The following is a 21,566-nucleotide window of genomic DNA, read 5'->3' as shown; positions in this document are numbered from 1 at the left end:
GGAATCATCCGTGCCCCCGTGGATCCGGCCGGAAACGATCCTCACCAGGGCGCGAGCGCCATCCGCGCGGCCAGAGCGGTCATCACCGCGCTCGCCACCAGTGCCGTCGCCAGCCGGCCCCGATGGCCGGTCAGCACGCGGCCCAGCAGGGCCCCGCTCCCGGCGAGCAGCACCTGCCAGCTCGCGGAGGCGGCGAAGGCGGCCAGCACGAACACGCCCTGTTCCAGCGGACCGGCGGGGCCCGTGGCCTGGGAACCGAGCACCAGGGCCGCGAAGTAGATGACCGTGGTGGGGTTCAGCAGGGTGATGCCCAGCAGGCCCAGACAGGCGCGGGCGGGGCTCGGGGGAGCGGGGGCGGTCCGGGTCACGAGCCGGTGGCCGCGGTACTCGCGCAGCGCGGTGACCGCGCCCCATGCCGCCAGGGCGAGCAGCACCAGCACGCAGACCCACCGCAGCGGCCCGAGCGCCGGCCGCAGCGCGGACGCCAGGGCCGTGCCGCCGACGGTGGCGGCGAGGGCGTAGAGCCCGTCGGCGGTGGCGACGCCGAGCGCGGCGCAGACACCGGTGCGCAGTGAGGTGCGGGCGGTGAGGGACACGAGATAGGTCCCGACGGCCCCCACGGGGACGGCGATGCCGTACCCGGCGAGCAGCCCCGCGACGAGCGCGGCGGTCATGATCGCGGCGGCGTCGGTCCTCCCCGGCGGCCGGACCGCTGCTGTCGGCGCGCGGCGCAAGCGGCGGCGGACAGCGGAGGCAGGACGGTGAACGTAGGCATGGCTGGATCCTGAGGCCCGCACCGCTGCACCACAACCGGTTTTCGAATCGGCGTCGCCGCACCCGTACCGGGCCGGCACGCCGATCCCGCAACGGGGGTCACGGCACCGGACGGTTCGAACGGGAGACGGCACTCCCCGGCCATGTTGGCGCCGCGACCGATCTGGCCGAACTTCGCGTCGCCTTATAGATGCCTGGGGCATCTACTGAAGATCGGCACGACGCACTTCTCGTCTGCGAGGTCTTCATGACGGACACGACCGCACCCGTCCCCTTCCCTCAGAGCCGGACCTGCCCCTACCACCCGCCCGCCGCCTACGACGCACTGCGCGCCGAGCGCCCCCTGACCCGGATCACCCTCTTCGACGGCAGTGAGGCCTGGCTGGTCAGCGGGCACGCCACCGCCCGCGCTCTGCTGGCCGACCCGCGGCTTTCGTCCAACCGCGACAGGCCCGGCTTCCCCGCCCCCACGAAGCGTTTCGCCGGGATCCGCAACCGCAGAACCGCCCTGCTGGGCGTCGACGACCCCGAGCACCGTGCCCAGCGGCGGATGGTCGTCGGGGACTTCACCCTCAAGCGGGCCGTCGAACTCCGGCCACGTATCCAGCAGATCGTGGACGAACGGCTCGACGCGATGATCGCCGAGGGCCCGCCCGCGGACCTGGTGAGCGCCTTCGCGCTGCCGGTGCCGTCCATGGTGATCTGCGCCCTGCTCGGCGTCCCGTACGCCGACCACGACTTCTTCGAGGCCCAGTCGCGGCGGCTGCTGCGCGGCCCGGCGACCGCCGACGTCCTCGACGCCCGGGACCGGCTGGAGGCGTACTTCGGCGAGCTGATCGACCTTAAGCGGAAGGACCCCGGCACCGGCCTGCTCGACGATCTGGTCCATCGGCAGTTGCGTGAGGGCGACCTGGACCGCGAGGGCCTGATCGCCATGGCCCTCATCCTGTTGGTCGCGGGCCACGAGACGACGGCCAACATGATGTCGCTCGGCACCTTCACGCTGCTCCAGCACCCTGAACGGCTCGCCGAACTGCGTGCGGACCCGCGGCTGCTGCCGGCCGCGGTCGAGGAGCTGATGCGGATGCTGTCGATCGTGGACGGCATGCTGCGCGTGGCCGTCGAAGACATCGAGGTGGCCGGGGCGACCATCCGCGAGGGCGAGGGTGTGGTCTTCGCGACCTCCGTCATCAACCGTGACGAGACGGTCTTCCCGGAGCCGGACACGCTCGACTGGAGCCGCCCGGCCCGTCACCACGTCGCGTTCGGCTTCGGCATCCACCAGTGTCTCGGCCAGAACCTCGCCCGTGCCGAGCTGGAGATCACCCTGCACAGCCTCTTCGACCGGCTGCCCACCCTGTGCCTGGCCGCCCCGGCCGAGGAGATCCCCTTCAAGCCGGGCGACACGATCCAGGGGATGCTCCGACTTCCCGTGGCCTGGTAGGAGGTTTCCGCACATGCGCATCGGCATCGACAAGGACCTCTGCATCGGCGCGGGACAGTGCGCCCTGACCGCCCCGGACGTGTTCACCCAGGACGACGACGGCTACAGCACACTGCTGCCGGGCGGGGAGGACGGCGGCAGCCCGTTGCTGCGGGAGGCGGCCCGCGCCTGCCCGGTCAGCGCCATCACCGTGACCTGAGGCCGGAACTCACCCGGCGTCCAGGAGCCGCCGGGCCGCCTCGCGCGCCTCGGCCGCGGGCTCGGCGCTCCTGGTGACGCCCGCCGTGACCATGGCACCCTCGGCCAGCAGGAACAGCTGCCCGGCCGGCGCGCCGGGCAGCCCCGCATCCGCCACGAGCGAGCCGAGGTACTCCCGGAACGCCCGCTTGTGAGCGCGTACCCGGGCGGCCACGCGCGCCGACGTGGCGCCCAGCTCGCCGTACGCGTTGAGCCAGGCACAGCCGCGGAAGTCCGGCTCGCCGAACCACTCGCCGAGCCAGTCGAAGACGGCCAGGATCCGCTCCCGGGGCTCCTCGTGCCGCTCGACGTAGGCGGCCAGCTGCCCGCGCCAGCGCGCGTCGCGCCGCTCCAGGTACGCCTCCACGAGTTGTTCCTTCGCCGGGAACAGCTGGTAGAGCCGCTTGAGCGAGACCCCGGAGGCGCCGCGCACGTCGTCCATGCCGACCGAGTGCACACCCCGTCCGTAGAACAGTTCCTCGGCGGCGTCCAGCACCCGCTCCCGGGCCACTGCGCTGTCCATGGACTGACCTTTCTTGACGCGAGAACGAGCGTTCTCCTACGGTAGCAGCCACCTGGAGAACGCTGGTTCTCCCTTGCTGTCCGGGAGGAACCATGACCGACCGCCCGCCGTTGCCGCCCTTCACCCGCGAGAGTGCCGCACTGAAGGTCCAGGCCGCCGAGGACGCCTGGAACACCCGTGACCCGCACAGGGTCTCCCTCGCCTACGCGCCGGACTCCCTCTGGCGCAACCGCGACACCTTCGTCACCGGCCGCGCCGAGATCGTCGGCTTCCTGACCCGCAAGTGGGAACGCGAGCAGGAGTACGCCCTGCGCAAGGACCTGTGGGCCTTCGACGGCAACCGCATCGCCGTCCGCTTCCAGTACGAGTGCCGCGACACCCACGGGCAGTGGTGGCGCTCCTACGGCAACGAGCTGTGGGAGTTCGACGAGCACGGCCTGATGACCCGCCGGGAGGCGAGCATCGACGACGTGCCGATCGAGGAGAGCGAGCGGCGCATCCACGGTCCCCGGCCGGAGGCGGAACGCGCAGACACGTTCCCCCTCCGGTGAACCCGGGGGAGTCGCTAGGGTTTCCGGGATGACCGAACAGGCCGCCGCCCCGAAGCCCTTCCTCTACGTCGTCGTCTGCGCCGCCGGCATCGCCACCGACGTCAGCGAACTGATCGCCGCCGCGCAGGAACGGGACTGGGAGGTGGGCGTCATCGCGACCCCCGTCGCCATGAACGGCTTCTTCGACACCGCCGCCGTCGAGGCGCAGACCGGCCGCCCCATCCGCTCCGCCTGGCGTACCCCCGGCGCGCCGCGCCCCTTCCCGGCGCCCGACGCCATGGTGGTCGCGCCCGCCACCTTCAACACCGTCAACAAGTGGGCGGCCGGCATCGCCGACACCCTCGCCCTGGGAACCCTGTGCGAGGTCGCGGGCCTCGGCGTGCCGATCGCCGTCCTGCCGTGCGTGGCCGACACCCTGGCCGCCCACCCCGCCTACCGGGACAGCCTCGAACGGCTTGGCGGGATGGGCGTGCGGTTCGGCGAGCCGTACACGGGAGAGCCGGGGGAGGGCGGCGGGCGGCCGGAGTTCGGGTGGGAACGGGCCCTGGACCTGGTCGCACGCGGCTGACGGTCGGACGCCCTCGCCCCGGCCCCACCCGGGGACAGCGGCGATGACGGCCTGTCAGCGGCTTGACCGGCCTCGTCTTCGAGCACACACGAACACGTACGCTCGCCGTGAAACCCTCCCGAAGGCAGGAGCAGCAACGATGCAGTACGTGAAGCTCGGTTCGACGGGCCTGGACGTCTCGCGGATCTGTCTGGGGTGCATGACCTACGGTCTGCCCGACCGCGGTACGCACGAGTGGACCCTCGACGAGGAGGCCTCGCGCCCGTTGATCCGGCAGGCGGTCGAAGCGGGGATCAACTTCTTCGACACGGCGAACGTCTACTCCGACGGCACCAGCGAGGAGATCGTCGGCCGGGCCCTGCGCGACTTCGCACGCCGCGACGAGATCGTCCTCGCCACCAAGGTGCACGGCCGGATGCGGCCCGGGCCGAACGGCGGCGGACTGTCCCGCAAGGCGATCATGACCGAGCTCGACCGGAGTCTGACGCGCCTCGGCACCGACTACGTCGACCTCTACCAGATCCACCGTTTCGACCCGCACACCCCCGTCGAGGAGACGATGGAGGCCCTGCACGACGCCGTCAAGGCGGGCAAGGTCCGCTACATCGGGGCGAGTTCCATGTACGCGTGGCAGTTCTCCAAGGCCCAGTACACCGCGCGGCTGAACGGCTGGACGCGTTTCGTCTCCATGCAGAACCACTACAACCTGATCTACCGCGAGGAGGAGCGTGAGATGCTCCCCCTCTGCGCCGACCAGGGGGTGGGCGTCCTGCCCTGGAGCCCGCTCGCCCGCGGCCGGCTCACCCGGGACTGGGACACCACGACCGAGCGCAGCGCCACCGACGCCTTCGGCGGCAGCCTCTACCAGGAGGGCGACCGCACCATCGTCGAGGCCGTCACCCGCATCGCCGGGGAGCGAGGCGTCCCCCGCGCGCAGATCGCCCTCGCCTGGCTGCTCCACCAGCCCACGGTGACGTCCCCGATCGTCGGGGCGTCCAAGCCGGGGCATCTGGAGGACGCGGTGGCCGCCGTGGAGATCCGGTTGAGCGACAAGGAGCTGGAGGAGCTGCAGAACCCGTACGGCCCCCATCCCATCGCCGGGCACTGAGCGGGGTCCTCGGAGATCAGTGCGGTCCCTGCGGCGCGAACTCCGTTCCGCAGGGACCCGCCCCCTCGCTCTCCGCCAGTTCCACCCTCGCGCCACTCATCGCCAGCGTCCGGTAGAACCGCCCGATCCGCTCCGCCGACCGCCCCACGTAGTGCCCGATGAAGGACCGCCGGAACCGCTCGGCCGCCCGGTTCGGCTGCGACCCGTGCACCAGGTGGCCGTTGAAGAAGAGGACGTCCCCCGGCGCCATGTCCACCGGCACCGGCGCCAGCCCCGCGGGCGGCGCAACGTACTCCCGGGCGAAGGACACCTCCGAGTCGGCGAGCTCCGGGCAGAACAGGTCCATCAGATGCGTGCCGGGCACGACCTCCAGACCGCCGTTCTCCCGGTCGATCACATCGCAGGCCACCCACGCCGCCACGCACGTGCCCGGCTCCACCCGCAGATAGAAGTTGTCCTGGTGCAGCGCCTGCCCCCGGGCCCCCGGCGGCTTGAAGTAAAACATGCTCTGTGCGGCCAGCACCTCCTCCCCGAGAAGCGCCTCGAGGACCGTCCGCAGCCGGGCGTCCAGCAGGACCGCACGCGCGAGGTCGTTGATCTCGTGCGGGTGCATCACGCGGGGCCACACGTGCAGCGGGTCGGCGCCCGGCGTGTCCTCCGCACGCGGCTCGAAATGTCCGGGGACCGGGCCGGCCGCCCGCAGAGCCGCGAACTCGCCGCACAGCCGATCGATCTCGTCATCCCCGAAGAGTCCGCGCACCACCGTGAAACCATCCTCCTCGAAACCCTCCCGGTACCACCGGAGGCCGGCGGGGTCCAGGAGGGAAGCGCCGGCGGCGCCGTTGCCCGTGACTGTCATGAACACACTCCTCGGTCCGGTGTCCTCGGTCCGCAACGCTAGGCCGCCCGGCCGTCGAGGAGGATGCCCGTGCGTGCTGACCGATTGCCCGACACTGCTGAGCCGAGGAACGCCACCTACCCCGGGGCCCCCGCTCCGCCCCCCGGGGTGGTCGTGCTCGGACACTTCGACCAGCCGACGGGCTACGGCGTCAGCCGGCCGCACGGCTCCCCGAGCTGGCTCTTCACCTGGACCACCGGGGGCCGGGGGTACCTGTGGCAGGGCGGTGTGCGGACCTCGGCCGGGGCGGGGGACCTGGTCGTGCTCGCCCCGGGCGTCCCGCACGGCTACGAGGTCGAGGCCCGGGCCCGGAACTGGCGGTTCTGGTGGGCGCACTGCCAGGCCCGCCCGTCCTGGGCCGCGTGGCTGCGTCCGTACGACGCCGGCGACGGGGTGTACGTGGTCACCTCCGCTCCGGACGGGGTGCACGACCGCGTCGGGACGACGTTCCGGCGGATGCACGCCGACGCCCGCTGGACCGGCACCGGGGCACCGCCCGACCCGGCGTCACCGTACGGGCAGGTCGCCGTATCGCACGGCAGCGCGGCCCGCGAACTGGCCCTGAGCGCCCTGGAGGAGGTCGTCCTCCTCACCACCGCCGGCGCCCGGCCGGCGGCGCCCCGCCCGGGACTCGACGCACGGATCCGCCGCGCCCAGGGGCTGATCGACGCCGACCCGGGCGCCCCGCACACCGTCCGCTCGCTCGCCCAAGAGGTCGCTCTGTCGCCGTCCCGCTTCGCCCACCTGTTCAGCCGGCAGCTCGGCCGGTCACCCATGCGTGCCCTGCGCGAGGCGCGGCTGCGCCATGCCGCCCGGCTGCTGGAGAACACCGATCTGCCCGTGGAACGCGTCGGCGCGGCCTCGGGTTTCGTCAGCCCCTCCCACTTCAACCGCGCCTTTCGCGAACGCTACGGTGCACCGCCCGGGGCGTACCGCCAGACGCACGGCGGTCCGCCCGGCTAGCACCGCTATTGGTTCCGCGGGAGGTGCCGAAAGGGTGGCGTGGAAAGGCGGCCGACGGCGTGAGCTGCTGTGCGGCGCATGTCCCAATGGTTTCCGGCCGGCTTCCGGAAACGGACAAATGTGAGCCGCTAAAAGGGAGCGGACGGCACGGAAATGCCTTTCTCTCGCCTGATTGACACCTTGTCAAAAGGCGCTGGCCTCGCCCGCAATGCATGAAACCGTGAGATCACTTGTTCCCTGTCCCTGACCTGTGCAAAGGTGTGCCGTGTCGGCGTGTCCCCACATGCCTTTCTTCGTATGCGCGAGGCCGCCGGGCCGGCATACCCCTTGGTACGGACTTTTTTTCCGCAGGTCCTTGAGAGGAATGCAGCCGTGACAGACGCAGGCTCGTCGTATTCTCCGGCCCCGGCCCGCGGGTTCGGTGCGACGGACGAGCAACTGAGCGCGGAGCTCAGGAAGTGGACCGGGGCGACGCCCGCGCTCCAGCCCGTCGGCGAACTGCTGGACCGGCACTGGGAGGCGGCCTTCGCCTACGCCCGGCTGTGCACCGACGGGCCCCGCTCGGCGGGAATTCTCACGACGGCCGCGTTCACCCGGCTCTTCGGCGAGACCCTCCGCCAGAACGGCCCGACCTCCGCCTGGCGGCCCCATCTGCTCGTCACCGTACGGCGTATCGCGGCCGAGTGGGCCGCCGACCACCGGCACGACATGCTCCACCCGGAGCTGCTCTCCGGTACCGGCGAGAGGGAGCGGCCCACCGCCCGTCTGCTGCCGCCGCAACACCGGCGTCTGCTGTCCGGCGCGTTCCAGCGGCTGCCCCAGTCCGCCCGCTGCCTGCTGTGGCATGTCGAGGTCGAGGCCGAACCGCTCACCGCCCCGGCCGGGTTGCTCGGCCTGGACGAGGAGGGCGCGCGTGTCGAACTGGGCCGGGCCCGGGACCGGCTGCGTGAGGAGTGCCTCCAGCTGCATCGCGAACTCGCGCCCGACGAGGAGTGCCGGCGCTATCTGCGCCTGCTCGACGTGACGTACCGTCGCGGCGGTCTCGGCATCGACCCCGATCTACGCGCGCATATCGAGGGCTGCGGGCACTGCAGCGCCACCGCGGACCAGCTCGACCAGTTCAACCACGCCCTGGGTGTCGCCCTGGCGGAGGCGGTACTGGGCTGGGGCGGCCGGGATTACGCGGAGAGCCGCGCGGGCGAGGCGGGGGAGGGCGCCGGCGGTGGGCCTGCCGTGAAGCGGGGACGGCCCGGGGAAACGGCCGGTGCGGCCCCGGCCGTCGCGGCACGCGACCTGTTCCCGGATCCGGTGGCTCTGGCACGCGAGGTCTTTCCGGACCCGGCCGGCGTGACGCACGAGATCATCCCGCCCCCGGCCGGAAGGGCGCGTGAGGCGTTCCCGGACGCGGTGGGCGCGGCGCCCGAGGCCTTCCCGGGACCTTCGGAGCGGGCGCACGGGGCGTTCCCCCATTCGGTGGGCCAGGCACACGAGGCCTTCCCGGATGCTTCGGCGCGGGCCCACGGGGTGTTCCCGGATGCGGCCGGCGTGGCGCGCGAGGCCTTCCCCGACCCTTCCGGGCAGCAGGCACGTGGGGGCTTCCCCGACCCTTCCGCAACGGCGGGCGGGGTCTTCCCGGATCCGGCTCGTGCGGCGGGTGGGGCTTTCCCCGATCAGGCCGGAGAGGGGCGTGACGGCTTCCCGGACCCGGTCGCCCTCGCCGGCGCGGTCGGGGAGTCGTTCACCGATCCGGGCGGCCCGGCGGCCGTGCCGCCGCCCCCCGCGGGCGCCGGCGGCGCGGACCCGGCCGCGGACAGGGGCCACGTTCCGGTCCCGGCCCCCGCGGGTGTCTTTGAACCGCCCCCCACCGCGCCGCCCGGCCCCCGGCGCGAAGGCCCTCGGACCGCCGCCCGGAGATCCGCCCACAAGGCGGCCCGCCGGGCCGCCCGACGGCGCAACCTCACCGCGGGCATCCTGACCGCCGGCGGCCTCGTCGTCCTGCCGCTGGTGCTGTGGTCCACCGGCAACTCCGGCGACGGCGCTCCGACGGGCGCGGACCGGCCCGCCGGGGAGGCACCCGACTCCGACACGGACGCGTCGGCCAGCGACCCGTCCCGGGCCGGGTCTGGCGACACCGGGAAGGGGGTCCTGCGCGGCCGGCTGCACAACGTCGCCTCGGACCTGTGCGTGGGCATCGACGGCAAGAAGGCCGTCGCGGGCGGGGAGGCCGAGCTCACGGCGTGCTCCGCCGACTCCACCCAGCAGTGGACGTACGAGACCGACGGTTCGCTGCGCAACGGCGCCGCCCCCGACCTGTGCCTGGACTCGCAGCTCGGCTACTCGGTGCGGCTGGCCCCCTGCACGGGCGCCTCCCGGCCCGACCCGAAGAACCTCCGCTACGACTTCACCCTGCAGGGCGCCCTGGTGCCCCGCTGGGACCAGGACCTCGCCCTGGCCCCGGCGGCGACCGACGGCTCGGGAGCCCTCGTCGTCAAGACCCGGGCGGACGACGACGCGCAGCGCTGGGTCATCGACACCTCCAAGGCCGAGCTCCAGATGGAGGCCGTCAACTGGAACGCCGCCGCTCCGGCGCCGCGCTCCACGCCCACGCCGACCCCTACTCCGTCGAAGGCGCCCGGGCCGACACCGGCCCCGTCCGCGACCTCCCCGGCTCCGCAGCCGGCGCCGAGCACTCCGGCCGCCACCGACTCGCCCTGCTACCGCTACGGCTACTACTGCGACGCCGACGGTCACTACGGCAACCCGGACCACGGCCACCCCCGCTACGGCTACGGCTACGGCGGCTATGGATACGGCTACGGCGGAGGCGGCCGCCGCTGACCGGGTGCGCGCTCAGGAGCCGACGACGCTCAGGGACAGCCACAGCGCCACCACGGCCGGTACCAGCGCCGCCGGTACGGCGAGCAGCCCGAGCCGCGTGAACTCCCCGAGTCCGACCCGGTGCCCGTGCTGCTGCACGATCCGCCGCCACAGCAGGGTCGCCAGCGATCCGGCGTAGGTCAGGTTCGGGCCGATGTTCACACCGAGCAGTACCGCCAGCACGGCCCCCGGGCCGGATCCGGCGGTCAGGGGCAGCAGCACCAGCACCGCGGGCAGGTTGTTGATGAGGTTGGCCAGGACGGCGGCCAGCGCCGCCACGCCCAGCAGTGTGAGCAGTCCCGATCCGCCGGGCAGCACGCGCCGGAGGGCGTCGGCGAGCCCGTGGTCGACGACCGCGCGTACGACGACACCGAGCGCGAGCACGAACGCCAGGAACGCCGGGGCCGCGGAGCGCACCACCGTCAGCGGGGTGGCGCGGCGCCGCACCAGCGCCCGCCCTGCCAGCACCAGGGCACCGGCCAGCGCGGCCCATGCGGGCGCCATGCCGACGACGGAGGCCACCACGAACCCGGCGAGCGTGCAGCCGACGGTGACGAGGGCGAACAGCGGGAGCGGCTCGGGAGGCCCCGTGGGCTCGGGGGAGGGGAGAGACGCCGCCAGTTCCTCGTCGAAGAACCGCCGGAACACCAGGTACTCCGCGGCGATCGCGACCAGCCAGGGCAGCGCCATCAGCGCCGCGAAGCGGGTGAAACTCAGCCCGCTCGCCGTGAAAGCCAGCAGATTCGTCAGGTTGGAGACCGGCAGCAGCAGCGAGGCGGTGTTCGACAGATGGGCGCAGGCGTACAGGTGCGGCCGGGCCCGGACACCCATGCGGGTGGCGGTGGCGAGCACCACCGGTGTCAGCAGGACGACCGTGGCGTCCAGACTGAGCACGGCCGTGATGACGGACGCCAGGGCGAACACCGCGGTCAGCAACCGTTCGGGGCGCCCCGCCGCCCAGCGGGCCATCCACGCCCCGCACGCCGTGAACAGTCCTTCGACATCGCAGAAGTGGGCGAGCACCAGCACGGCCGCGAGAAAGCCGACCACGGGCCCCAGCCGCTGGATCTCCTCCCAGGCGTGATCCGGTGAGATCACTCCGACGACGACGGCGAGCCCGGCGGCGGGTACCGCCAGCACGGCCTCGGGCAGCCCTTTGGGCCGGGCGACGGCCCAGATGAGCACGGCGGCCAGCAGCGCCACGGACAGGACTTCGGCGAGCGGGGTGTTCAGGGCGGGTCCTCCGGGCGTGATCAGGTCGTGCCCGCCCATGAAACCAGGCGACGGTAAGAGACCCTCGGCGGCCCCGCGGTCCTGGCCGGAGCGGGGCGCCGCCCCGCCGCGGACGGCGTCGACACCCCGCCCCGGCGCGGGCCGCACGGTCGCCGACTCCGGTCAGGCGCTCAGATCTCGTCGTCGAGCAGGGCCAGCTCCGCCCAGATCGTCTTGCCCTCGGCGGTGTGCCTGCTGCCCCAGCGCTGGGTGAGCTGGGCGACCAGGAGCAGCCCGCGGCCGCCCTCGTCCCAGGTCTTGGCCCGGCGCAGGTGTGGCGCCGTGTGGTTGGTGTCGGACACCTCGCAGATCAGCGTGGACGCGTCGTGGATCAGCCGCAGCCGGATGGGCGGGGCGCCGTAGCGGATGGCGTTGGTGACCAGCTCGCTCACCACCAGCTCGGCGGTGAATGTGGCATCCAGCAGCCCCCAGCGTTCGAGCTGGTCGACGACCTGCTTGCGGATCGGGGCCACCAGCGCCGGGTCGGCGGGGATGTCCCAGGTCGCGACCTGCGCGGACGGCAGGCCACGGGTGCGGGCCAGCAGCAGGGCCACATCGTCGGTGGAGCCGCCCGGCGGGAGCAGGGTGTGCAGCACGCGGTCGCAGGTCTCGCCCAGGGAGCCGGAGGGCGCTGACAGTGCCTCGCGGAGTATCCGGTTGCCCGCGTCGACGTCCCGCTCGCGGCTCACGAGCAGCCCGTCGGTGTGGAACGCCAGGACGCTGCCCTCCCGCAGCTCCACCTCGGCGCACTCGAACGGCAGCCCTCCGACGCCCAGCGGGGGACCCGAGGGCAGGTCGAGCTGCTGTGCCGGGCCGTCCGGCGGCACCAGCAGGGGCAGCGGGTGACCGGCCCGGGCCAGGCTGCAGCGCCGCGACACCGGGTCGTACACCGCGTACAGGCAGGTCGCCCCCACCTCGCCGGTGCCGTTGTCGCCGCCGGACTCCTGGGACAGCCGGACGACGAGGTCGTCGAGGTGGGTGAGCAGTTCGTCGGGGGCCAGATCGATGTCGGCGAGGGTGCGGACGGCGGTGCGCAGCCGGCCCATGGTGGCCGAGGCCTGGATGCCGTGGCCGACGACGTCGCCGACGACCATGGCGACCCGCATCCCGGACAGCGGGATCACGTCGAACCAGTCGCCGCCCACGCCGGAGCGGGTGGCCGGCAGATAGCGGGACGCCGCCTCCACCGCCGCCGTGCGCGGCAGCGTGCGGGGCAGCAGGCTGCGCTGCAGGGTGAGGGTCGTCTCCCGCTCGCGGGAGTAGCGGCGCGCGTTGTCGATGCAGACGGCCGCCCGGGCGGTGACCTCCTCGGCCAGCAGCACGTCGTCGTCCGTGAACGCCTCGGGGCGCCGGAAGCGGGTGAAGACGGCGACGCCGAGGGTCGTGCCCCGGGCCTGGAGCGGCACGGACATCGTGGAGTGGATGCCGTACTCGCGGATCCGCCGGTAGCGGACCGGGTCCCAGGCGAGCCACTGTTCGAGGTCGCCGGAGGCTCCCGGGGCCACGACCGTGTGCCCCGCGACCAGCGAGGCCGCCTGCGGGGAGCTCTCCGGGTAGACGTCCACCTGCCCCGGCTCGGCGACGGCCTCGGGGCTGCCGGTGCTGACCGATCGGTGGGCGGCCCGGCGCAGGTTCACCGGCGGGACCGGCGGTCCGGCGGACTCGCCGCCGTGCTCCCGCGGGTCGAGCAGATCGACGCTGACGAAGTCGGCGAGCGCCGGGACGCACACGTCCGCCAGTTCCTGGGCCGTACGGTTGACGTCGAGGGTGGTGCCGATGCGCACGCTCGCCTCGTTGACCAGTTGCAGCCGCTCCCTGGACCGGTACTGGTCGGAGAAGTCGTGGGCGGTCACGCACACACCCCGCACCCGGCCGGTGCCGTCGGTGAGCGGTGCCATCCGGGCCAGCCAGGCGTGCGGTCCCCGGCTCTCGCCGGTCGCCTTCATGTATGTCTGCATGTCGAGGGGCCGCCCGGTGTTCAGCACCCGGCGCAGATGCTCTTCGAGCTCGGTGTTCTGCGGCCGGCTGCCGAGGTCGGTGGGCCGCAGGCCCAGCAGCCGCTCGGCGGGCAGCCCCAAGAGGGTCGCCATGGCCTCGTTGACGCCGCGCAGCCGCAGCCGCTCGTCGTAGACCATCGTGGCGCAGGGCGACTGGGTCAGGGCCATGCGCACCAGTGGGTCGTCCTCAAGCCCCTGGCCGGAAGACTCCGGCGGGGACACCGCGAGCCAGTCGGTCGTCTCCCTGCCGTCCGGCGGTCTGCTGTGGGCGACCACCCACACGGAGACGGGGTGGCCGTCGCGGTGACGCAGGGTGAGTGTGCCGCTCCAGCGGGAGTCGTCCGGCGCGGGCGGCGGGTCGTCGCGGTCGGCCAGCAGCGAGACGGCCGGGCGGCCCACGACCTCGGCGGCCGTGTGTCCCAGCAGACGGCGGGCGCCCTCGCTCCACCCGGTGAGCGTGCCGTCGGCGGCGATGACGGCACGGGCGGCCAGGCCATCGTCGAACGGCTCGTCCGGGCTCATCGTCGCGACTCCATGCGGACACTCACAGTGAACAGGGAGGTCAGTTGAGTTCCAGCGTAGTCCGTAGGTGCCCGGCGTGGACTGCCAACCCCTGCACCGCCTCCCCGGCCGGGTGAAGGAGCACATCCGGCCCGAGCGTCCCGTGGGGCGGAAGGAGGCCCCCGCACCCTTGACGGCCCGGTGTGACACATCGACAGAATCTGTTTGGTCGCGATCAGTTGTGAGTACTTCTGGGTTTTGATGAGGGAGAGTCCCCGTGTCGGTCACACGCAGATCGGTTCTGCTCGCCTCCGCTGCCGCACCCGCGGCCGGAACACTGCTCGGCACCCCGGAGGCGTGGGCCGCCGGGGAGGCTCGCGGAACGTCCGGCCGGCGCACCGTCGCACTGCGCGACGGCTGGCGCTTCGCGCTGGTGAACCCGGGTGGCATCACCGACCCCACCGGCGCCTACGCCGACGCCCACCTGCCCGGCCACGACGACTCCGGATGGCGCGAGACCGCCGTCCCGCACGACTGGAGCATCGAGCAGACCCCCACCACCGAACACGGCACCACCAGCGGCACCGGTTTCCTGCCCGGCGGGCTCGGTTGGTACCGGCTGGCCTTCACCCTGCCGCCCACCCTCGCCGGCAAGCGGATCTCGGTGGAGTTCGACGGCGTCTACATGGACTCCACCGTCTACTGCAACGGCAAGGAGGCAGGCCGCCACCCCTACGGTTACACCGGCTTCGCCCTCGACCTCACCGACCTGGTGCACACCGACGGCGCCACCGAGAACGTGATCGCCGTCAAGGTCCAGAACCGGCTCCCCAGCAGCCGCTGGTACTCGGGCAGCGGCATCTACCGCGAGGCACGCCTGGTGATCACCGAGCCGGTGCACGTGGCCCGCTGGGGCACCCGCGTCACCACGCCCGAGATCACCGCCGAGCGGGGTGTCGTACGGGTCGCCACCTCCGTCGTGAACGCCTCGGGCAGGGACGCGGACGTCGAGGTCGTCTCCCGGATCGCCGACCGCAAGGGCCGGACGGTGGCCCGTGCCTCCTCCATCGCCACCGTCACCGCCGAGCGGACCGTGACCCACGAACTCACGGTCAGCAGACCGCAGTTGTGGGGCTTCGAGGCTCCGCACCGCTACACCCTGCACACCGAACTGCGGGTCGGTGGCAGGACCACCGACACCTACCGCACGGTCTTCGGCTTCCGCACCTTCCGCTTCGACCCGGACGAGGGCTTCTTCCTCAACGGCGCCCACCACAAGATCAAGGGCGTCGACCTCCACCACGACCTGGGCGCACTCGGCGCCGCCGTCAGTATCGACGCCGTCCGCCGCCAGATGGAGATCATGCGGTCTATGGGTGTCAACGCCCTGCGCACCTCCCACAACCCGCCCGCGCCCGAGGTGATCCGGGTGTGTGAGGAGCTGGGTGTCGTCATGCTGGTGGAGGCGTTCGACTGCTGGCGCACCGGAAAGAACCGGTACGACTACGGCCGCTTCTTCGACCAGTGGTGTGAGAAGGACGCCACCGAGATGGTGCTCGCGGCCCGCAACTCGCCCGCCGTACTGAGCTGGTCCATCGGCAACGAGGTCCCCGACTCCACCTCCACGGCCGGTCTCGCCATGGCCGACCGGATCATCGGGGCGATCCGGGCCGCCGACGACACCCGCCCGTTGGTCATCGGCTCCGACAAGTACCGCCGCCTGCCCGCCAAGGGCTCCGCGGCCGACCTGATGCTGGCCAAGCTGGACGGGCTCGGCCTCAACTACAACACCGCCCTGTCGGTGGACCAGCTGCACGCGGCCTACCCGCACCTCTTCCTCTTCGAGTCCGAGTCCTCCTCGGAGACCTCGACCCGGGGCGAGTACCAGGAGCCCGAACATCTCAACACCGGCGAGAACCACACGTCCGGAAGGCGCGGGACCTCCTCCTACGACAACAACCTCGCCTCCTGGACCATGAGCGGCGAGTACGGCCACAAGAAGGACCGGGACCGGAAGTGGTTCGCCGGTCAGTTCCTCTGGTCGGGCATCGACTACCTGGGCGAGCCCACGCCGTACGACGTGTTCCCGGTCAAGGCGTCCTTCTTCGGCGCGGTCGACACCGCGGGCTTCCCGAAGGACATGTACTACCTCTTCCAAAGCCAGTGGACCGGCGAGCCGATGGTCCATCTGCTGCCGATGACCTGGAATCACGCGCGGGGTGACACGGTCGAGGTCTGGGCGTACGCGAACGTCGACACCGTCGAGCTGTACCTCAACGGGAAGTCCCTGGGCGTACGGCGCTTCGACACCAAGAAGACCCTCGACGGCCGGGTGTACCTGGAGACGACCGAGGCGACCGGTGACGACAAGACCTTCACCGGCGGCCCGTACCCCGGCAGCTACACCAGCCCGAACGGCAGCGCCGGCAAGCTCCACCTGACCTGGAAGGTGCCGTACGCGCCGGGCGAGCTGAAGGCCGTCGCGCGGCGGGACGGCAAGGTGGTCGCCACCGACGTGCTGCGCACCGCCGGAGCCCCGCACGCGATTCGGCTGACCGCGGACCGCACGGCCGTCGCCGCGGACGGCCGGTCCCTGGTCTTCGTGACCGCCGAGGTCGTCGACCGGCACGGTGTGGTGGTGCCCGACGCGGAGCACCTGCTCTCCTTCGAGGTGGCGAACGGCTCCCTCGCCGGGCTCGACAACGGCCGCCAGGAGAGCGCCGAGCGGTACCAGGCGAGCACCCGGACGGCCTTCCACGGCAAGGCCCTCGCCATCGTCAGGTCCGGCACCGAGGTCGGTGCGGTGAAGGTGACCGCCCGTGCCGACGGTCTGCGCGCGGGTACGGCGACCGTACGGGCCACCTGGGCCGAGGACCGGGCCGAGACGGCCCCGGCCGCCTTCGAGCCCGAGCATCCGGCCCCCGTCGGTTACCCGCACGCGGACGCCGGTTACTCCGGACGCCCGGACACCCTGCCCGCCGCCATGCTCGACGGAGATCCGGCCACCGGCTGGTCCAACGGCTTCTTCAAGCAGGCGACGGCCCTGCTGCCCGCCTTCGACGGGGCACGGGCGCAGGACTGGGTCTCGGTCGACCACGGGCGCACCCGCCGCTTCGACCGGGTGGACGTCTCCTTCACCGTGGACGCCACGCACAGCCTGCCCACGGCGATCGGCGTGCAGGTGTGGGACGGCCGCGCCTGGCAGTCCGCGCGGAACACCGAGATCGGCTGGGCCACCGCCTCGGACACTCCGACCGTGATCACCTTCGAGGCCGTACGAGGCTCCCGGATCCGGCTCACCCTGACGAGCCGCCACCCCGGGGAGCCCCGGGGAGCGATCCGCATCACCCGGCTGGAGACCCCGGCCGCCTGACCCTCAGGGAGCCACGGTCCGGACGGGCGGCGAAACCAGTCCTGTCCGGACCGTTGACGACGCGTCACATCAGCAACAACCATGGCCTGCGTCCGCATCTGGGAGCGCTCCCACGCCGAGCGCCACCCGCACCTTTCGGAGGAGCCCAGACGTGAAACGACGTAGAACCGCCCTGCTGTCCCTGACGGCCCTGCTGGCGGCCGCGCTCACCGCGCTGCCCTCCGCGCCGGCCGGGGCCGACGAGGTCGAGCAGGTCAGGAACGGCACCTTCGACACGGTCACCGACCCCTGGTGGACGACCAGCAACGTCACGGCGGGCCTGTCCGAGGGCCGGCTCTGCGCCGATGTCCCCGGCGGCACCACCAACCGCTGGGACGCCGCCGTCGGGCAGAACGACATCACCCTCGTGAAGGGGGAGTCGTACCGCTTCTCGTTCAGCGCGACCGGCACGCCCGCCGGGCACGTGGTGCGGGCGATCGTGGGCCTGTCGGTGTCACCGTACGACACCTACCACGAGGTGTCCCCGCAGCTCAGCGTCTCCGGTGACACCTACTCGTACACGTTCACCTCGCCCGTCGACACCGCGCAGGCCCAGGTCGGCTTCCAGCTCGGCGGCAGCGCGGAAGCCTGGCGCTTCTGCATGGACGACGTCTCGCTGCTCGGCGGCGTGAAGCCGGAACCGTACGAGCCCGACACCGGGCCCCGGGTCCGCGTCAACCAGGTCGGCTATCTGCCGGCCGGTCCGAAGAACGCGACCCTGGTCACCGACGCCACGGCGAAGCTGCCCTGGCAGCTCAAGAGCTCCGGCGGGACGGTCGTCGCCCGGGGCACGACCCTGCCGCGCGGCGTCGACGCCTCCTCCGGGCAGAACGTCCACACCATCGACTTCGGCGCGTACCGCACGAAGGGCACGGGCTTCACGCTCGTCGCCGACGGCGAGACCAGCCGTCCGTTCGACATCGGCGCGAGCGCCTACGAGCGGCTCCGGCTGGACTCGGCGAAGTACTACTACACCCAGCGCAGCGGCCTCGCGATACGCGACGACCTGCGGCCCGGCTACGGTCGCCCGGCCGGTCACCTGGGCGTGGCCCCCAACAAGGGCGACACCGCCGTGCCCTGTCAGCCCGGCGTGTGCGACTACACCCTCGACGTCAGCGGCGGCTGGTACGACGCCGGCGACCACGGCAAGTACGTCGTCAACGGCGGCATCTCCACCTGGGAGCTGCTGAGCACCTACGAGCGCGCCCGGCACGCCCGCACCGGGCAGGCCGACAAGCTCGGCGACGGCACGCTCGCCATCCCCGAGAGCGGCAACAAGGTGCCGGACCTCCTCGACGAGGCCCGCTGGGAGCTGGAGTTCCTGCTGAAGATGCAGGTGCCCGACGGTGAACCGCTGGCCGGCATGGCCCACCACAAGATGCACGACGAGCAGTGGACCGGCCTGCCCCTGCTGCCCAGCGACGACCCGCAGAAGCGTGAACTGCACCCACCCTCCACCGCCGCCACCCTGAACCTGGCCGCCACGGCCGCGCAGGCGGCCCGCCTGTACCGCTCCTACGACAAGCCGTTCGCCGCCAAGGCACTGGCGGCGGCCCGCAAGGCCTGGTCGGCGGCGCTCGCCCACCCCGACCGCTTCGCCTCCGAGAGCGACGGCATCGGCGGGGGCGCCTACCCCGACAGCGACGTCACCGACGACTTCTACTGGGCGGCGGCCGAGCTGTACCTCTCGACCGGGGAGAAGCGGTTCGAGGAGTACGTCCTGAAGTCCCCGGTCCACACGGCCGACCTCTTCAAGCCCCTCGGCTTCGACTGGGCCCGCACCGGCGCCGCCGGCCGGCTCGACCTCGCCCTGGTGCCCAGCAGGCTCCCGGGCCGGGACAAGGTGCGCCAGTCCGTTGTCAAGGGCGCCGACCGCTACCTGGCCACCCTCAAGGCACACCCGTACGGCATGCCGTACGCACCGGACGGCAACACCTACGACTGGGGCTCCAGCCACCAGGTCCTCAACAACGCGGTCGTCCTCGCCACCGCGTACGACATCACCGGTGCCTCGAAGTACCGGGACGGCGCGTTGCAGAGCATGGACTACATCCTGGGCCGCAATGCGCTGAACATCTCCTACGTCACCGGCTACGGCGAGGTCAGCGCGCAGAACCAGCACAGCCGCTGGTACGCCCGCCAGCTCGACCCGAACCTGCCCAACCCGCCGAAGGGCACCCTCGCGGGCGGGCCGAACTCGAGCATCCAGGACCCCTACGCACAGAGCAAACTCCAGGGGTGTGTCGGTCAGTTCTGCTACATCGACGACATCCAGTCCTGGTCGACCAACGAGCACACGATCAACTGGAACGCCGCCCTGGCCCGCATGGCCTCCTTCGTGGCGGACCAGGGATAGGGACCGGAGCGTGGTGCAGCGTGCCGGGGGAGTCCGCCGACAGGACGCCCCCGGCACGCGCGCGTAGCCTGGTGTCATGCCAGCGGTGCGGGTCGACGGCATCGAGGTCGCGTACGACCGGGCGGGTCGGGGCCCGCCCCTCGTGCTCGCGCACGGCGCCACGACGGACGCCAGGCTGTTCGGTGGCCAGATCGACGACCTGGCCGACGAGTTCACCGTCGTCGCCTGGGACGAACCCGGCGCCGGCCGCTCCTGTGACGTACCGCCCTCGTTCACCCTGGCCGACTACGCCCGCTGTCTGGCGGCCGTCATCGAGGACGTAAACCTGGGCCCGGTCCATGCCCTCGGCCTGTCCTGGGGCGGGACCGTCGTGCTGGAGCTCTACCGGAACCACCCTGCGCTCGTGAGGACGCTGCTGCTCGTCGACACCTACGCGGGGTGGAAGGGCTCACTGCCCGCGGCGGAGGTGCGGTCCCGGGTCGAGGGGGCGGAACGGATGCTCGCGGTCCCGGCGGAGGCGTTCGCACCGACCATGCCGGGCCTGTTCGCCCGGCAGCCACCCGCCGAAGCCGTACGCCTGCTGTCCCTGATGTCGGCCGACACTCGCGCCCAGAGCATGCGGACGGAGCTCACCGTCATGGCCGAGGCCGACCAGCGGGACCTGCTGCCGAACATCGAGGTCCCGACGCTCCTGTTGTGGGGCGAGCTCGACGCGCGCTCGCCCGTGGAGCCGGTGGCCCACCAGTTCCTCGAAGCGATCCCGCAGGCCACCCTGGTGGTGCTGCCCGGTGTCGGGCACCTCACCAACGTCGAGGCGCCGGAGCCGTTCAATCGGACCGTCCGGGAGTTCTGCCGCGCCCACTCCTGACCGGCCCGCGACCGCCCCGTGTCCCGGTTCGTGGCGTGACGGGTTCCCCGGGCGCTCATGGGCGGTCAGGGTGTGCAGCCGGGCCGGGCCGAGCGGCTCGTGCACCTCGGCGTACTCGCCGCGCGGCAGCTGCTTGATCATTGCGAGCCGGGCGGGCACCGGAATGTGACGTCGCGCGACCCGATGTGACCCACATCTCAGGCGTGTCATCTCGCCGGTACCGCTTGGACACCTTCCTGAGCTGGGCGTATTTACGAGTCAGTACCCGAGCGGTACCGTGCAGGCATGCCAGCTCTCAACGTGGAGTTCAGCGACCGCGAACTTGAGGACCTGCGGCAGATCGCCAAGGAGCGGGGTACGTCCATGAAGGCCCTCGTCCGGGAGGCGGCAGCGGCCGACATAGCCCGCCACCGCGCGCTTCAGGAGGGCGCCGAGGCCTTCCGCCGGTTCTTCGCCACCCACGCCGACGAGTTCGCCGCCGCGTTCCCCGACGACGAACGGCCCGCCAAGGGCGAAGGGCGGGCCGCCTGACCCATGGCACCCGTGATCCACATCGACGTGCCCTGGCTGCTTCAGCGCCACGAGGAGGTCCTGCCGGACCAGCCCACCGTCAACGACTTCTCCGCGCTGGTCGCCGCCGTCGCCCGGCACCGCGTCGACCCGCCGCGCCTCGGGGTGAACTCCGACCCGGCCTGGCGGGCCGCCGCGCTGCTGCACACGATCACGGTGCTCCGGCCGCTGCCCTCGGCCAACGCCCGCTTCGCCTGCGCGACCGCTGTGGCGTACATGTTCGTCAGCGGCGTCGGTATCGACCCGCCCTACGGCGCTCTGGTCGACCTGGCCCGCGACCTCTTGTCCGGCACCACCGACGTCTACGGCGCGGCGGGCCGGCTGCGCTCCTGGCAGATCTGAGGACCCGCCCGATTCACGCGGGCCGCATGGAAATGTCGAAAACGGGTGCGAGTCGCGCGTATCCGTTCTCGCGTTTCTGACTTTCTGTCAATGGCGGGGATGTTGTCCGGGCGCCTTGTTGGCCGTGTGGGGGTTGTGCAAGAGTGAAACGCGCGTGCGGGGGGAATGGCCGGATGTCGCACGTGATTTGTGGACCACGTCCGATGTGCCGTCGGTGAATTCGCACCTCCCGCGCCACGCCTAAAGAGGTCGCATCGACCGGGCCTCCTTTTCGGCGGCAGGACTTCTGTGTGTCTCACATGCGT

Annotated in this window: 17 protein-coding genes; 12 read left to right on the top strand and 5 right to left on the bottom strand. The window is 72.2% G+C overall.

Annotated elements, in window-relative coordinates:
* Nucleotides 1-41: 41 nt before the first annotated feature.
* Complete coding sequence (locus ACIQHQ_RS19705) at nt 42-674, bottom strand: LysE/ArgO family amino acid transporter (protein ID WP_402613181.1); 633 nt, start codon at nt 672-674, stop codon at nt 42-44.
* 347 nt (nt 675-1,021) lie between these two features.
* Here ACIQHQ_RS19705 and ACIQHQ_RS19700 point away from each other — a divergent pair, with 347 nt between their 5' ends.
* Both ACIQHQ_RS19700 and ACIQHQ_RS19695 read left to right on the top strand, forming a co-directional pair.
* Entirely contained in the window at nt 1,022-2,218 is a 1,197-nt protein-coding gene (locus tag ACIQHQ_RS19700; RefSeq protein WP_402613180.1) for a cytochrome P450, read from the top strand.
* A 13-nt stretch (nt 2,219-2,231) separates the two neighbouring features.
* Nucleotides 2,232-2,417, top strand: a complete 186-nt coding sequence (locus tag ACIQHQ_RS19695) for a ferredoxin (protein ID WP_402613179.1) — start codon at nt 2,232-2,234, stop codon at nt 2,415-2,417.
* Between the two features lie 9 nt (nt 2,418-2,426).
* Here ACIQHQ_RS19695 and ACIQHQ_RS19690 read toward each other — a convergent pair whose 3' ends face one another.
* Complete coding sequence (locus tag ACIQHQ_RS19690; protein WP_402613178.1) at nt 2,427-2,978, bottom strand: TetR/AcrR family transcriptional regulator; 552 nt, start codon at nt 2,976-2,978, stop codon at nt 2,427-2,429.
* Between the two features lie 92 nt (nt 2,979-3,070).
* Here ACIQHQ_RS19690 and ACIQHQ_RS19685 point away from each other — a divergent pair, with 92 nt between their 5' ends.
* The 3 genes from ACIQHQ_RS19685 (at nt 3,071) to ACIQHQ_RS19675 (ending at nt 5,205) form a co-directional block, all read left to right on the top strand.
* Entirely contained in the window at nt 3,071-3,529 is a 459-nt protein-coding gene (locus tag ACIQHQ_RS19685) for a nuclear transport factor 2 family protein (protein ID WP_402613177.1), read from the top strand.
* 28 nt (nt 3,530-3,557) lie between these two features.
* Nucleotides 3,558-4,097, top strand: a complete 540-nt coding sequence (locus ACIQHQ_RS19680; RefSeq protein WP_402613176.1) for a flavoprotein — start codon at nt 3,558-3,560, stop codon at nt 4,095-4,097.
* A 139-nt stretch (nt 4,098-4,236) separates the two neighbouring features.
* The gene (locus tag ACIQHQ_RS19675; RefSeq protein WP_402613175.1) at nt 4,237-5,205 is read left to right on the top strand and encodes an aldo/keto reductase; all 969 of its coding nucleotides are present in this window, start codon (nt 4,237-4,239) and stop codon (nt 5,203-5,205) included.
* Nucleotides 5,206-5,221: 16 nt separating this feature from the next.
* Here the strand turns inward: ACIQHQ_RS19675 and ACIQHQ_RS19670 are convergent, their stop codons facing one another.
* A complete protein-coding gene (locus ACIQHQ_RS19670; RefSeq protein WP_402613174.1) occupies nt 5,222-6,064 on the bottom strand; it encodes a phytanoyl-CoA dioxygenase family protein in 843 nt (280 codons plus the stop codon).
* A gap of 63 nt (nt 6,065-6,127) precedes the next feature.
* Here ACIQHQ_RS19670 and ACIQHQ_RS19665 point away from each other — a divergent pair, with 63 nt between their 5' ends.
* Nucleotides 6,128-7,066 carry a helix-turn-helix domain-containing protein gene (locus ACIQHQ_RS19665; RefSeq protein WP_402613173.1) on the top strand — a complete coding sequence of 313 codons (939 nt, stop codon included), beginning with the start codon at nt 6,128-6,130 and terminating at the stop codon, nt 7,064-7,066.
* A gap of 372 nt (nt 7,067-7,438) precedes the next feature.
* Nucleotides 7,439-9,904, top strand: a complete 2,466-nt coding sequence (locus ACIQHQ_RS19660) for a ricin-type beta-trefoil lectin domain protein (protein WP_402613172.1) — start codon at nt 7,439-7,441, stop codon at nt 9,902-9,904.
* A gap of 12 nt (nt 9,905-9,916) precedes the next feature.
* Here ACIQHQ_RS19660 and ACIQHQ_RS19655 read toward each other — a convergent pair whose 3' ends face one another.
* Together ACIQHQ_RS19655 and ACIQHQ_RS19650 are read right to left on the bottom strand one after the other, a co-directional pair.
* Entirely contained in the window at nt 9,917-11,215 is a 1,299-nt protein-coding gene (locus ACIQHQ_RS19655) for an arsenic transporter (RefSeq protein ID WP_402613171.1), read from the bottom strand.
* Nucleotides 11,216-11,346: 131 nt separating this feature from the next.
* On the bottom strand, nt 11,347-13,734 hold the full coding sequence (locus tag ACIQHQ_RS19650; protein ID WP_402613170.1) for a SpoIIE family protein phosphatase: 2,388 nt from the start codon (nt 13,732-13,734) through the stop codon (nt 11,347-11,349).
* Nucleotides 13,735-13,990: 256 nt separating this feature from the next.
* Between ACIQHQ_RS19650 and ACIQHQ_RS19645 the strand changes: the two genes are divergently transcribed.
* From ACIQHQ_RS19645 to ACIQHQ_RS19625, 5 genes are all read left to right on the top strand, one after another.
* Nucleotides 13,991-17,086: a glycoside hydrolase family 2 TIM barrel-domain containing protein gene (locus ACIQHQ_RS19645; protein WP_402613169.1), complete on the top strand. Its 3,096-nt coding sequence runs from the start codon at nt 13,991-13,993 to the stop codon at nt 17,084-17,086.
* 151 nt (nt 17,087-17,237) lie between these two features.
* Entirely contained in the window at nt 17,238-19,481 is a 2,244-nt protein-coding gene (locus ACIQHQ_RS19640) for a glycoside hydrolase family 9 protein (RefSeq protein WP_402613168.1), read from the top strand.
* A gap of 76 nt (nt 19,482-19,557) precedes the next feature.
* The gene (locus ACIQHQ_RS19635) at nt 19,558-20,349 is read left to right on the top strand and encodes an alpha/beta fold hydrolase (protein ID WP_402613167.1); all 792 of its coding nucleotides are present in this window, start codon (nt 19,558-19,560) and stop codon (nt 20,347-20,349) included.
* Between the two features lie 285 nt (nt 20,350-20,634).
* A complete protein-coding gene (locus ACIQHQ_RS19630; RefSeq protein ID WP_283972723.1) occupies nt 20,635-20,880 on the top strand; it encodes a hypothetical protein in 246 nt (81 codons plus the stop codon).
* Nucleotides 20,881-20,883: 3 nt separating this feature from the next.
* Entirely contained in the window at nt 20,884-21,261 is a 378-nt protein-coding gene (locus ACIQHQ_RS19625; RefSeq protein ID WP_402613166.1) for a toxin Doc, read from the top strand.
* Nucleotides 21,262-21,566: the final 305 nt, after the last annotated feature.

Source organism: Streptomyces sp. NPDC092370 (assembly GCF_044755265.1).
GTDB lineage: Bacteria > Actinomycetota > Actinomycetes > Streptomycetales > Streptomycetaceae > Streptomyces.
This window is presented reverse-complemented; position numbering and strand designations above follow the sequence as displayed.